Origin of the sequence: Klebsiella sp. P1954 (assembly GCF_018199955.1) — a bacterium.
GTDB lineage: Bacteria > Pseudomonadota > Gammaproteobacteria > Enterobacterales > Enterobacteriaceae > Klebsiella > Klebsiella pneumoniae.
This window is the reverse complement of record NZ_CP073373.1, coordinates 4,042,074-4,056,323: the sequence shown is the minus strand read 5'-3', so window position 1 is coordinate 4,056,323 and position 14,250 is coordinate 4,042,074. Positions and strand designations below refer to the sequence as shown.

Below are 14,250 nucleotides of genomic sequence, written 5' to 3'. Positions count from 1 at the left end.
CTACAGACGAATTAACCGCCGTGCAGACGGCGCGCGTCGATCACATCCGGCACCTGGTTGAGCTTACCGAGCACCCGGCCCAGCACCTGCAGGTTGTAAATCTCGATGGTCATATCGATGGTTGCCAGCTGCTGACGGGTATCGCTGCGGCTGGCGACGCCCAGCACGTTCACCTTCTCATTGGCGAGGATGGTAGTGATATCGCGCAGTAAACCGCTGCGATCGTTCGCCTCCACTCTGACCACCAGCGAGTAGCCCGCCGAGTAGCTTTCGCCCCATACCGCATCGACGATGCGCTCCGGGGCATGCGACTGCAGTTCTGCCAGCTGATCGCAGTCCGCGCGATGCACGGAGATCCCGCGCCCCTGGGTGATAAAGCCGACGATCTCGTCGCCCGGGATTGGCTGGCAGCAGCGGGCAATATGGTGCATCAGGTTGCCTACCCCTTCCACCACTACCCGGCCATTGTCCTTGGTGCGATTTTGCGGCGTGTAGGTTTTCTGCTGCAGTTGCTTCAGCGCGGCCGCATCCTGCTCGGCGGCGCTAGGTTTATTGAACTGCGCCTGCAGGAAGTTGACCATCTGGTTGAGACGGATATCGCCACCGCCGATGGCGGCCAGCAGTTCATCGAGCTCGTTGAAGTTATAGCGCGGCAGCAGGTGCTTTTCCGCATCCTTCAGGCTGATGCCCAAATGCTCCAGCTCGTCGTCGAGGATCTGCCGACCGGCGAGAATGTTCTTGTCGCGATCCTGCTTACGGAACCAGGCGTGGATCTTCGAGCGTCCGCGGCTGGTGGTCACATAGCCGAGGTTAGGGTTCAGCCAGTCACGGCTCGGGTTCGGCTGCTTCTGGGTAATAATTTCGATCTGATCGCCCATCTGCAGCTGGTAGGTGAACGGCACGATGCGGCCGCCAATTTTGGCGCCGATGCAGCGATGGCCGACATCGCTGTGAATATGATAGGCAAAGTCCAGCGGCGTCGACCCCGCAGGCAGGTCCACCACGTCGCCTTTCGGCGTAAAGACATACACCCGGTCGTCGAAGACCTGGCTGCGCACTTCGTCGAGCATCTCGCCGGAGTCGGCCATCTCTTCCTGCCAGGCAATCAGCTTACGCAGCCAGGCGATACGGTCTTCATAGCCGCGGCCGCCGCTGGTGCCGGCTCCCGCGCCCTCTTTGTACTTCCAGTGCGCGGCCACGCCCAGCTCGGCGTCTTCATGCATCTGCCGGGTGCGGATCTGAATCTCCACCGTCTTGCCGCTCGGCCCCAGCACCACGGTATGGATAGACTGGTAACCGTTGGGTTTCGGGTTGGCCACGTAGTCGTCGAATTCATCCGGCAGATGGCGGTAGTGAGTATGGACGATCCCCAGCGCGGCATAGCAATCCTGCAAACGCTCAGCCACAATACGCACCGCGCGAACGTCAAACAGCTCGTCGAAAGCGAGGTGTTTTTTCTGCATTTTGCGCCAGATACTGTAGATATGCTTCGGCCGGCCATAGACTTCCGCCTTGACGCCTTCGGCTTTCATCTCTGAGCGCAGGTGGCCGACAAACTCTTCGATGTAATGCTCGCGGTCGATACGGCGCTCGTGGAGCAGTTTGGCAATGCGCTTGTATTCCGCCGGGTGCAGATAGCGGAAGCAGTAATCTTCCAGCTCCCACTTCAGCTGGCCGATACCTAAGCGGTTCGCCAGGGGAGCATAGATATTGGTGCACTCTTTCGCCGCAAGAACGCGCTCATCTTCCGGCGCGTCCTTGACCTCGCGCAGATGCGCGATACGCTCAGCAAGTTTGATGACCACGCAGCGGAAATCGTCAACCATCGCCAGCAGCATACGGCGAATGTTATCCACCTGCTCGGAAGAGACCGAGTCGGTATGGGTAGCCTTCAGCTGGCGGATAGCGGCCATGTCCCGCACCCCGTGAATCAGGGTCACGACCGATTTACCTACGCTCTCCTGCATCACCTCTTCGCTGACAACTTCGCCGTCGGCCAGCGGGAACAGCAGCGCCGCGCGCAGCGTATCGATGTCCATACTTAGGGTGGAGAGGATCTCCACCATTTCGACGCCCCGCCACAGCAGCAGGTCCGCCTGCGGGTGTCCTTGCGTTTTTTCGCGACAATAATCCCAGGTTTCGGCTAAGCGCTCACACGACTGCTGGCTGGAAATTCCCAGACTCGCGATCCATTTCTTCGGGTCAAATTCACCAGCTTTATTAAGATGTGCACTTCTTACCGCAACCATTGTCCTCTCCTTAAGGGACCGGCCTGCCGAAGTCGGCAAGCCTCAACTTTCTACATGTCATCCTGCAGGTCGCGTCAGCATTCATGGCCAGGGTGGCTCTTCTGCGACGTTGTGAATGACCTTATGTAAGCCTGCGCTCAAACAACACCATTGATTCCAGATGGCCGGTATGCGGGAACATATCCAGCATCGCCAGGCGTTGAATCTGATATCCAGCCTGCAACAGGGTTTCGCTGTCTCGCGCCAGCGTCGCCGGGTTGCAGGAAACATACACCACCCGCCGCGGTGCCAGTTTTATTATATGCGGCATCACACCCGGCGCGCCGGCGCGGGCCGGGTCCAGCAGCACTTTATCAAAGCCGTGCTTCGCCCAGGCCTGACGGGTGACGTCTTCTTCCAGATTTTCATGGAAGAAAGTGACATTTGATAAACCATTGCGGGCGGCGTTTTCCCGCCCCTTCTCCACCAGCGCCGGCACCCCTTCCACGCCCACCACATGGGCGGCGCGTGTCGCCAGCGGCAGGGTAAAGTTGCCCATCCCGCAGAACAGATCCAGCACCCGGTCCTCTGGCCGCAGATCCAGCCACTCCAGTGCGGTACGCACCATCTGCTGATTTACGCCGTCGTTGACCTGGATAAAATCCCGCGGGCTGAACACTAAGCGTAGTCCGTCTGAGGTATACCATGGCGCTTCGCCATGAATATGCTCCAGTATCTCGCTTTGTGGCGCGAGGTACAGGGAAAGACCGTGAGTTTGCGAAAAGCGTTCCAGTTTTTCCCTGTCTGTCGCCGGCAGGGCTGCGGTATGGCGCAGCACCATCAGCGGGCCATTGTCCGCCTGCACCAGCTCGACGTGGCCGAGATGGCGTAATGCGCTCAGCGCGCTTAAGCACTCGCGCACAGCGGGCAGCAATGCCTCAAGTTGGGGCACCAAAACAGGGCACTGCACCACATCGACGATCGCTTTGGCGTTGGCCTGGCGAAAACCCATCTGCAATTGTTGGGTCTTCGGCTGATAATTCAAGCTCAAGCGTGCGCGACGGCGGTAGCCCCACGGCGCGCCGGCGATGACGTCATCTACCTCGCGCTTCATCAGTCGCCCCAGCGCGGCGCGTTTACTTTGCTGCTGAAGCGGAATGCTGGCATGTTGTTGTTGGCATCCGCCGCAGACGCCAAAATGGGGGCAGCGCGGCGCCTGGCGCTGCGGGCTGTCGGTCAGTCGGCGTTTCACCTCGGCGCGGGCGTACTGTTTTTTATCTTCCACCAGCACCACCTCGGCCTGCTCGTGGGGCAGCACGCCGCTCACGAACAACGCCTTCCCCTGATGGCGGGCAACACCCTGACCAAAGGGATCGAGGTCGTTGACTGTAACGGTTATGATCTGGCGCGTCGTCACACGCCGTTTTGCAGAGTAGAATTGCGCCATCGTAGAGAGTTGTCTCAATCAAATAAAACGAGCTCGTTCAGAGCGGCAGCGCCGCGAGGCGCAGCGACGCTGCACAGAACGATGATGTCTATATTCTCCCATAATGGAACCGCATGACCAACTACAGCCTGCGTGCTCGCATGATGATTCTGATTCTGGCGCCAACCGTCCTGATAGGACTGTTGCTCAGTATTTTCTTTGTCGCTCATCGTTATAACGACCTGCAACGCCAGCTGGAGGACGCTGGCGCCAGTATTATCGAACCGCTGGCGGTCTCCAGCGAATATGGCATGAACTTGCAAAACCGCGAATCCATCGGCCAGCTGATCAGCGTTCTGCATCGTCGCCACTCGGAGATCGTGCGGGCCATCTCGGTGTACGATTCGCATAACCGCTTATTTGTCACCTCCAATTACCAGCTCAATCCCAGCGAACTGCAGATCCCGAAAGGCGAGGCATTCCCCCGTCACCTCAGCGTCATCCGCGATGGCGACATGATGATCCTGCGCACGCCTATTGTCTCGGAAAGCTATTCTCCGGATGAATCACCCGAATCTGACGCTAAAATGCCGGGCAATATGCTGGGCTACGTCGCCCTGGAGCTGGATCTAAAATCGGTTCGCCTCCAGCAGTACAAAGAGATTTTTATCTCCAGCGTAATGATGCTGTTCTGTATCGGCATCGCGTTAATCTTCGGCTGGAGGCTGATGCGCGACGTCACCGGGCCAATCCGCAATATGGTTAACACTGTCGACCGCATCCGCCGCGGACAGCTGGACAGCCGGGTCGAAGGCTTTATGCTCGGCGAACTGGATATGCTGAAAAATGGCATTAACTCGATGGCCATGTCGCTGGCGGCATACCACGAAGAGATGCAACACAACGTCGACCAGGCGACCTCCGATCTACGGGAAACGCTTGAGCAGATGGAGATCCAGAACGTCGAGCTGGACCTGGCGAAAAAGCGCGCCCAGGAGGCGGCGCGCATTAAGTCTGAGTTCCTGGCCAATATGTCTCACGAGCTGCGCACCCCGCTCAATGGGGTGATCGGCTTTACCCGCCTGACGCTGAAAACCGATCTCAACGCTACGCAGCGCGACCACCTGACCACCATCGAACGTTCGGCCAACAATCTGCTGGCGATCATCAATGACGTGCTCGACTTTTCCAAGCTGGAAGCCGGGAAGCTGATCCTGGAGAGTATTCCGTTCCTGCTGCGCACTTCGCTTGATGAAGTGGTCACCCTGCTGGCGCATTCCGCGCACGATAAAGGGCTGGAGCTGACGCTGAATATTAAGAACAATGTACCGGACAACGTTATCGGCGACCCGCTGCGTCTGCAGCAGATTGTGACCAACCTCGTGGGCAACGCCATCAAATTTACCGAGCACGGCAATATCGACGTACTGGTGGAGCAGCGGGCCATCAGTAATTCCCGGGTACAGATCGAAATTCAGATCCACGATACCGGCATCGGCATCCCCGAGCGCGACCAGTCCCGGCTATTCCAGGCCTTCCGTCAGGCCGATGCCAGTATTTCACGCCGCCACGGCGGCACCGGGCTCGGGCTGGTGATTACTCAGCGTCTGGTCAAAGAGATGGGCGGGGATATTTCGTTCCACAGCCAGCCGAACCGCGGCTCCACCTTCTGGTTCCATATCAGCCTCGATCTCAACCCGAACGCCATTCCGGATACGCTGAACACCGACGGGCTTGTCGGCAAACGTCTGGCCTATGTGGAAGCCAACGCGACGGCGGCGCAGTGTACCCTGGAGATGCTGGCCGCTACGCCGCTGGAGGTTATCTATAGCCCTACCTTCTCCTCGCTGGCGGAAGCGCAGTATGACATTCTGCTGGTCGGTATCCCGGTTTCAATGCGCGATTTGTCGCCGCATCGGGAAAAATTAGCCAAAGCCTGCGCGATGTCCGATAACGTACTGCTGGCCCTGCCGTGCCATGCCCAGGTCAGCGCCGAAGCCCTGAAGCGCGACGGCGTTGCCGCCTGCCTGTTAAAGCCGCTCACCACCACCCGTCTGCTACCGGCGCTGGTGGCTACCAGCCACGCGCTTGCCTCCGCGCCGCTGATGCAGATCGACAGTCATAAGTTGCCAATGACGGTAATGGCCGTCGACGACAACCCGGCTAACCTGAAGCTGATTGGCGCCCTGCTGGATGATCTTGTGCAGCAGGTGATCCTCTGCGACAGCGGCCAGCAGGCGGTGGACAAGGCCAAGCAGCTGCAGATGGATCTGATCCTGATGGATATTCAGATGCCGGATATGGACGGCATCCGCGCCTGTGAGCTTATCCATCACCTGTCCCATCATCAGCAAACCCCGGTTATTGCGGTCACCGCGCACGCCCTGGAGGGCCAGCGTGAGAAATTACTGAGCGCCGGCATGAACGACTATCTGGCGAAGCCAATCGAAGAAGAGAAACTGCACGCACTGCTGCTGCGCTATCAGCCCGGCCTGCACAGCGTCGTTCCGGCGTCGCTACCGCCCGCAGAGCCGATCGTCGATCATAATCAAACGCTCGACTGGCAGCTGGCGCTGCGCCAGGCGGCCATGAAGCCGGACCTGGCGCGGGAGATGCTGCAAATGCTGATCGCCTTTATGCCGGAGGTGCGTAACAAAGTTGAGGAGCAGCTGGTGGGCGAGCAGCCGGAAGGGCTGGTGGATCTGATCCATAAACTGCACGGCAGCTGCAGCTATAGCGGCGTGCCGCGGCTGAAAAAGCTGTGCCATACCCTGGAAAGTCAGCTGCGGGCAGGCACCGCCGCCGAGGATCTGGAGCCGGAGCTGCTTGAGCTGTTAGATGAGATGGATAATGTGGCCCGCGAAGCGTGCCGGATGGGGGTGTAAACCCCGGATAGCGGCGCTACGCGCCTCATCCGGCCTACGCCCTACGGTCCGGTATTCGGTTGGTAGCCCCGGTAAGCGTAAGCGCCACCGGGGATGGTTCCCGGATCGCGGTGCTACGCACCTTATCCGGACTACAAATACCACTGCGCCAGCCGGGTTACCGCCTGTCGCCCATCTGCAAAACCGCGGCTACGTTACGCGCCGTCATTCGCAGGTTGGCGGCGGCATTGGCCAACGCTTCATCAAGGGTACAGATGGTATACAACACGCTGAATACCGCATCCAGCCCGTGCTGATGCACGACGCCAACATCGGCGGTAAGACTGCCGGCAATCCCGATCACCGGGACGTTAAAACGCTTCGCCACCCTCGCCACCCCCACCGGCACTTTGCCGTGGATCGTCTGGCTATCGATACGCCCTTCGCCGGTGATCACTAAATCGGCATCCGCCACCCGCTCAGCCAGCTGTAGCGCATCGGTGACAATCTCAATGCCCGGACGCAACTGAGCACCACAGAACGCATACAGCGCCGCACCCATGCCGCCCGCCGCGCCGCCGCCCTCAAGGCTCAGCACGTCGATATCTAAATCGCGGGCGATAATCCGGGCATAGTGCCGTAGGCCGCTATCGAGCCGGTCGATCATCTGCGCCGTCGCCCCTTTTTGCGGGCCGAACACCGCGCTGGCGCCCTGCGGGCCGGTCAACGGGTTGGTGACGTCGCAGGCAACGTCAATCCGGCAATCTGCCAGACGCGAATCGAGTTCGCTGAGATCGATTCGCGCCAGCGTCTCCAGCGCGCCGCCCCCGGAGGCGATTTGCTGGCCCTCGGCGGTCAGCAGTTTCGCCCCCAGCGCCTGCGCCATCCCGGCGCCGCCGTCATTGGTCGCACTGCCGCCAATACCAATAATGATCTGTCTTACCCCGGCGTCCAGCGCATGGCGGATAAGCTCCCCGGTACCCCAGGAAGTGGTCAGCAGCGGGTTACGCTGCGCCGGCGGGACGCTCTCCAGGCCGCTGGCCGCCGCCATTTCGATAAAGGCGCACTGGCGATCGCCGGACAGCCCGTAAAATGCCTCAACCGGCTCGCCCAGCGGCCCGGTGACCGTCAGCGGAACCAGAAGCCCGCCGGTCGCCGCCACCATGGCTTCCACCGTCCCTTCCCCACCATCGGCAACCGGCAGCTTGACGTACTCGGCGTCAGGATAAATCTCGCGAAAGCCTTGCTCTATCGCACTGGCCACTTCCAGCGCGCTCAGGCTCTCCTTCCAGGAATCCGGTGCGATCACTATTTTCATCTGCTGTCCTTACTCTGAGCCAACCCCTGGCGCTGTCGCGCAATGCCGGCCCCCGCAGAGGCCGGCGGACTTTTAGCGCACCATGCATGGACGCTTGTTGTCAAAGGTCCAGCCCGGGATCAGATACTGCATCGCCATCGCATCGTCGCGGGCGCCAAGACCATGTTTCTTATATAGCTCATTTGCCTGCATCACGCGGTCCATATCCAGCTCAACCCCCAGGCCCGGGGTACTCGGTACCTGCACCATGCCGCCTTTGATTTCAAAAGGTTGTTTGGTCAGACGCTGGTTGCCCTCCTGCCAGATCCAGTGGGTATCGATAGCGGTGATCTTGCCCGGCGCCGCTGCCGCGACGTGGGTGAACATCGCCAGCGACACGTCGAAGTGATTATTAGAGTGCGAACCCCAGGTCAGGCCGAACTCATGGCACATCTGCGCTACGCGCACCGACCCCTGCATGGTCCAGAAGTGCGGGTCCGCCAGCGGGATATCCACTGACTGCAGGGACAAGGTATGCCCCATCTGCCGCCAGTCGGTGGCGATCATATTGGTGGCGGTCGGCAGGCCCGTCGCGCGGCGGAACTCGGCCATCACTTCGCGGCCGGAGAAGCCCTGTTCGGCGCCGCACGGATCTTCCGCATAGGCCAGCACGCCCTTCAGCTGTTTACCAATCTGAATGGCCTCCTCAAGCAGCCAGGCGCCATTCGGGTCGAGAGTGACGCGAGCATTCGGGAAGCGCTTCGCCAGGGCGCTGATCGCTTCGGCTTCTTCAAAACCGGCCAGCACGCCGCCCTTCAGCTTAAAGTCGTTGAAACCATATTTTTCATACGCCGCTTCCGCCAGGCGGACCACCGCATCCGGCGTCATCGCCTCTTCATGGCGCAGGCGATACCACTCGCACTGCTCATCCGGCTGGCTCTGATAGGCCAGCGGCGTCGCATGGCGATTACCGACAAAGAACAGATAGCCCAGCATTTCGACTTCGCTGCGCTGCTGGCCATCGCCTAGCAGCGAGGCGACGTTGACCCCAAGGTGCTGGCCCAGCAGATCCAGCAGTGCCGCTTCGATGCCGGTCACCACGTGAATGGTGGTGCGCAGGTCAAAGGTCTGCAGGCCGCGGCCCCCGGCGTCGCGGTCGGCAAACTGATTGCGCACCGCGCCCAGCACGTTTTTATACTCGCCCAGCGTTTTGCCCACCACCAGCGGAATGGCATCCTCCAGGGTCTGGCGAATTTTTTCACCGCCCGGGATTTCACCGACGCCGGTATGGCCGGCGTTATCTTTGATAATTACGATATTGCGGGTGAAGTACGGGGCGTGCGCGCCGCTCAGGTTCATCAGCATGCTGTCATGGCCGGCAACCGGGATCACCTGCATGGTGGTGACAACGGGCGTTGAAGAGAAAGTCGTCATAGCATCATCCTTTTTAATTAGTGGCGGCCGAAAACGGGACGTTTGCGGTCGAATGTCCAGCCGGGGATCAGGTACTGCATCGGGCCCGCGTCGTTGCGCGCGCCGCCCGGCAGCGCTTTATAGGCCTCATGGGCTCTGCGCACCTGCTCCCAGTCAAGTTCCACGCCGAGTCCCGGCGCGTCTGGCACGGCAATGCTGCCGTTAATAATCTGCAGCGGATCTTTGGTCAGGCGCGCGTCGCCCTCCTGCCAGATCCAGTGGGTATCGATGGCGGTGGGGTTGCCCGGCGCGGCGGCGCCGACGTGGGTAAACATCGCCAGGGAAATATCAAAGTGGTTGTTGGAATGGCAGCCCCAGGTGAGCCCCCAGTCGTCGCACAGCTGCGCCACCCGCACCGCGCCGGAGAGCGTCCAGAAGTGCGGGTCCGCCAGCGGGATATCGACGGCGTTGAGCATCACCGCATGGCCCATTTCGCGCCAGTTAGTGGCTATCATATTGGTGGCGACCGGCAGCCCGGTGGCGCGGCGGAACTCGGCCATCACCTCCCGGCCGGAGAAACCCTGCTCGGCGCCGCACGGATCTTCGGCGTAGGTCAGAACATCCTGCAGCCCTTTACACAGCGCGATGGCCTCATCCAGCAGCCAGGCGCCGTTAGGGTCGACGGTGATGCGCGCATCCGGGAAACGCTTTTTCAGCGCCCGCGCGGTGTCAATCTCCTGCTCGCCGGGCAGCACGCCGCCTTTGAGCTTAAAGTCTTTGAAACCGTAGCGATCCTGGGCGGCTTCCGCCAGACGCACTATCGCCTCGCTGCTCAACGCCTGCTGGTGGCGCAGGCGGTACCATTCGTGATCGCCCGGCGTATGGTCCAGATAACCAAGGTCGGTTTTCTGCCGATCGCCGATATAGAACAGGTAGCCCAGCACGGTGACGGCATCACGCTGCTTACCCGGGCCCAGCAGCTCGCAGACCGGCACATTAAGCACCTGGCCGAGCAGGTCGAGCAGCGCCGCTTCCAGCGCCGCCACCGCGTTAACCTTCAGTTCGAAGGTCCACGCCCCTTTGCCGAAGGTGTCGAAATCCGCCGCCTGATTGCCTTTGTGCACCTGCTGCACCACGCGATTGAGTCGGGCGACCTCCTGGCCCACCACCTGCGGGATCGCCGCCAGCAGCGTCTGGTAGATGACCTCTCCGCCGGGCGCTTCGCCGACGCCGGTATGGCCGGCGTTATCGGTTAACACCACGATATTGCGGGTAAACCATGCGTTATGCGCTCCGCCGATGTTCAGCAGCATGCTGTCGTGCCCGGCCACCGGAATGACCTTCATCTCTGTGATAATCGGGCTGGATTGAGTAGTCATGATTAACGTCCCGCTACAGGTTTCAGTTCGATACGTTTGATATCGCCCACCAGCACCAGATAGCTCAGCACCGCCACCAGGGCATGGATACCGACGTAGATCAGCGCGCCGTTGAACGAGCCGGTGGTGCCGACGATATAGCCGATGGCGATTGGGGTGACGATGCCGGAGATATTGCCGAACATATTGAACAGACCGCCGGAGAGACCGCTAATCTCTTTCGGCGCGGTATCCGCCATCACCGCCCAGCCGAGGGCGCCGATCCCTTTGCCGAAGAAGGCCATTGCCATAAAGCCGATCACCATCCACTCCACGTTGACATAGTTACACATCAGCATGGTCATGGAGAGCAGCATCCCCAGCACAATCGGCGTTTTGCGCGCAATGTTCAGCGAGCCGGTGCGGCGCATTAACCAGTCGGAGATCACCCCGCCCAGCACCCCGCCGACAAAGCCGCACACCGCCGGAATCGAGGCGACAAAGCCGGCTTTGAGGATCGACATGCCGCGCGCCTGCACCAGATAAACCGGGAACCAGGTGATAAAGAAGTAGGTTAAGGCGTTGATGCAGTACTGACCGATATAGATGCCGATCATCATCCGCGAGCCGATCAGTTGCTTGATCTGTCCCATTTTGACGCTAAACGGCACTTTCTGCGCGCTGCTCTTCTGATCCATGTTGATCAGCGCCCCGCCTTCGGCGATATAGTCCAGCTCTTTCTGGTTCACGCCCGGGTGGTTGTTCGGATCGTGGATCACTTTCAGCCACACAAAGCTGATCACAATCCCCAGCCCGCCCATAAAGAAGAACACATGCGACCAACCCACCTCATGCGTCAGCCAGCCCATGATCGGCGCGAAAATAACGGTGGCAAAGTACTGGGCGGAGTTAAAAATCGATACCGCTGTCCCCCTCTCCTGCGCCGGGAACCAGGCGGCGACGATCCGGCTGTTGCCGGGGAATGACGGCGACTCGGCAAGGCCGACGAGGAAGCGCAGGGTAAACAGCGCAACGATAATGCCAAAGCCGCTGAAGATATCGACGAAGCCCTGCAGCAGGGTAAACATCGACCAGATGAAGATCGACCAGAAATAGACGCGCTTCGAGCCGAAGCGGTCGAGCAGCCAGCCGCCCGGGATCTGGCCGATGACATAAGCCCATGAGAAGGCGGAGAACACATACCCCATCCCCACCGGATCAAGGCCGATATCCCTGGCCATTTCCGAACCGGCGATCGACAGCGTCGCCCGGTCGCCATAGTTAAAAGAGGTGACGATAAACAGCATCACCACTATCCAGTAGCGGGCGTTGGTGCGCTTTTCAGCCGCCGTCGCCGCCTGACTTAATGAACTCATTGTTGTACTCCTGAATCATAGCGTTTAGCTACGTTCATTCTGAACAGCACAACCTGTAGGGTAATCAGAATGACGTGGTCGTGTTTTGATAGTTGTCGTTATATCTGGCACTGCATTTATCACTGGCTGGAGCAGTATATGAAGAGGCACACCGCGGCTCACCGTGCATCCACACAGCTTTTACGCCGCTATTGCAGGTGGTTTGTGGCGAATGCCTGAAAGAATGGGGGGAAGTTCACGGAAATGAAAAGCCAGCGCCGCTGGCGCCGCATAGCGCAGCAAAAAGGGCCGGAGTGTGAAATACCTCACTTGACCCGGTGAAACTGGCTGGCTTAAGCCATGATATTGTTAAGGATATTGTGGCGTTTGCCTAAAGGCGTGGCGCCTGGAAAGCGCTACTATTTTGACGTCCGCGTATCTGGCCGCGACGTATTGAAAGAGCGCCCTCTGCGTAGGGAGAGGGCAGCGCTTTTATGCGAGCAGGGTGGCCCACTGCTCAACCCACGGATTGGAGACGCTCTCCGGCTCCGGGTCTTCGCTGGCGTCAATCTTCAGCATCTCGCCGATGCGCTTCGCGCCCTGCTCCTGCAGCAGCTGATCGAACTTCAGGCCGCCGCCGCAAAAGTTGGCATAGGTGCTGTCGCCGAGCGCGATAATGCCGTACCGCAGGTGAGGCTGATACATATCTTTGATGCCCTCATACAGCGGGACGATGCTGTCCGGCAGATCGCCCTGCCCGGTGGTGGAGGTGACCACCAGCACATACTTACCCGTGTAGGATTCCCAGTCGTTGACCTGCGGATCCTCATACACGGTAGCCTTGTGTCCCAGTCCGCTGAGGATCGCTTCCGCTTCTTCCGCGACCAGCAGCGAGTTGCCGTACATGGTGCCGACAAAAATTCCGACTTCCGCCATGCTATTATCTCCCTGGATTGACCTTATTCTCTTCATCCTGACCGCTGTCGTCGGCAAACTCAACCCTTTCATTTAGCGGGAGAAGCCCGCGCCAGCCAAACTGCGACAGCGCGCGCATCCAGACGTCGTCAAAACCGGCGCGCAGGGTCAGCGGCTCGCCGGTAAAAGGATGGGTTAACGACAGCTCGCTGGCGTGCAGCATTAGGCGGTGACAGCCAAAATGTTCCGCGGCGCTGCGGTTTTGCCGCAGATCGCCGTGCTTGCTGTCGCCGAGGATCGGATGACGGAGGTGGGCCAGATGACGGCGCAGCTGGTGCTTGCGGCCGGTTTTCGGCTCCAGTTCCACCAGCCCATAGCGCGAGGTGGGATAGCGCCCAGTCGCCACTGGCATCTCCACTGTCGCCAGACCGCGGTAGTGGGTTACCGCTGGCTGCGGCCCTTTATCTTCGCGGGCGAACTTATCGGCGATTCTATCCAGCTCCTCCACCAGCGGGTAATCCAGCAGCGCCTCTTCCATCAGCCAGCCGCGGACGATCGCATGGTAGCGCTTCCGGATCTGGTGCTGCTCGAACTGTTGCGCCAGCAGCCGGCCCGCCTCGCTCGACAATCCCATCAGCAGCACGCCGGAGGTGGGCCGGTCGAGACGATGAGCGGTAAAAACGTGCTGACCAATCTGGTCGCGCACGGTCTGCATCACCACCACTTTCTCGTCGCGATCGAGCCAGCTGCGATGCACCAGCCAGCCCGAGGGTTTGTTGACCGCCACCAGCCAGTCGTCCTGGTAGATAATCTCCAGCATCAGGCCTGCTCACCGGCAAACAGCGCGTCTAACAGCAGAAGTTCCGCCAGCATGGATTCGCGGACCGGGTGGGCCTGATCCAGAGCCATTTCGTAATAAGGCGCAACGGCAAAATTTTGCGGCAGCGGCTGGCCGCTCTCCAGCAGTTGGTGCATACGCGGGATCAGGACCCACTGCAGCCACTCCAGCGGCTCCAGGGTATCCAGGCAAAACGGCTTATCGCTGGCGAAGGCGCTGCTGTCCGGCGCCGTCTCCTGCCAGTGCTCCGTTTCGCGCAGCAGGGCTTCAATGGCGCGCAGGCGATCGCGCACGCTATCGTGAAGAGTCATGGGGAAACCTCGATGAGTTAAAAACCGGGCGCAGGATAGCAAATCCGCAGGAGAAATAAAAAAAGGGAGCACTGTATAAACAGTGCTCCCGGTTCGTTTTGCAGCAGTCCCGCTACATTGGTGCTCCCTGCTCGTCCTTGAAAACTTTTCCTGAGGTCTCCTGACCATGTTCATCCATAAACACGTGCATCCTGCTTTCACACCACCCCGATGCGAAATGACTTATCCATAAGTTTGTCCCGATC

At 59.9% G+C, this 14,250-nt stretch carries 10 protein-coding genes; 1 reads left to right on the top strand and 9 read right to left on the bottom strand.

Annotation, left to right across the window (positions count from 1 at the left end):
• Window positions 1–11 precede the first annotated feature (11 nt).
• Window positions 12–2,249: a GTP diphosphokinase gene (gene relA, locus KB890_RS19530; protein WP_002915217.1), complete on the bottom strand. Its 2,238-nt coding sequence runs from the start codon at window positions 2,247–2,249 to the stop codon at window positions 12–14.
• 121 nt (window positions 2,250–2,370) lie between these two features.
• A complete protein-coding gene (gene rlmD / locus KB890_RS19525; protein ID WP_004181108.1) occupies window positions 2,371–3,675 on the bottom strand; it encodes a 23S rRNA (uracil(1939)-C(5))-methyltransferase RlmD in 1,305 nt (434 codons plus the stop codon).
• A gap of 113 nt (window positions 3,676–3,788) precedes the next feature.
• Between rlmD and barA the strand changes: the two genes are divergently transcribed.
• Entirely contained in the window at window positions 3,789–6,539 is a 2,751-nt protein-coding gene (gene barA / locus KB890_RS19520; protein ID WP_004151066.1) for a two-component sensor histidine kinase BarA, read from the top strand.
• A 157-nt stretch (window positions 6,540–6,696) separates the two neighbouring features.
• On the opposite strand, the gene KB890_RS19515 is transcribed toward barA, so the two are convergent.
• The 7 genes from KB890_RS19515 to KB890_RS19485 all read right to left on the bottom strand — a co-directional run bounded on the left by KB890_RS19515 (window position 6,697) and on the right by KB890_RS19485 (window position 14,005).
• A complete protein-coding gene (locus KB890_RS19515; protein WP_002915222.1) occupies window positions 6,697–7,836 on the bottom strand; it encodes a glycerate kinase in 1,140 nt (379 codons plus the stop codon).
• Between the two features lie 72 nt (window positions 7,837–7,908).
• Window positions 7,909–9,249, bottom strand: a complete 1,341-nt coding sequence (gene gudD / locus KB890_RS19510; RefSeq protein ID WP_002915223.1) for a glucarate dehydratase — start codon at window positions 9,247–9,249, stop codon at window positions 7,909–7,911.
• Between the two features lie 17 nt (window positions 9,250–9,266).
• On the bottom strand, window positions 9,267–10,607 hold the full coding sequence (locus KB890_RS19505) for an enolase C-terminal domain-like protein (protein WP_020324693.1): 1,341 nt from the start codon (window positions 10,605–10,607) through the stop codon (window positions 9,267–9,269).
• Window positions 10,608–10,609: 2 nt separating this feature from the next.
• The gene (locus KB890_RS19500) at window positions 10,610–11,962 is read right to left on the bottom strand and encodes an MFS transporter (RefSeq protein WP_002915225.1); all 1,353 of its coding nucleotides are present in this window, start codon (window positions 11,960–11,962) and stop codon (window positions 10,610–10,612) included.
• Between the two features lie 471 nt (window positions 11,963–12,433).
• Window positions 12,434–12,877, bottom strand: coding sequence for a flavodoxin (locus tag KB890_RS19495; protein WP_002915235.1), 444 nt, complete (start codon window positions 12,875–12,877; stop codon window positions 12,434–12,436).
• 4 nt (window positions 12,878–12,881) lie between these two features.
• Window positions 12,882–13,676 carry a tRNA pseudouridine(65) synthase TruC gene (gene truC, locus KB890_RS19490; RefSeq protein ID WP_002915236.1) on the bottom strand — a complete coding sequence of 265 codons (795 nt, stop codon included), beginning with the start codon at window positions 13,674–13,676 and terminating at the stop codon, window positions 12,882–12,884.
• Window positions 13,676–14,005, bottom strand: coding sequence for a YqcC family protein (locus tag KB890_RS19485; protein WP_002915249.1), 330 nt, complete (start codon window positions 14,003–14,005; stop codon window positions 13,676–13,678). The genes truC and KB890_RS19485 overlap by 1 nt, the downstream gene beginning before the upstream one ends.
• Between the last annotated feature and the right edge of the window lie 245 nt (window positions 14,006–14,250).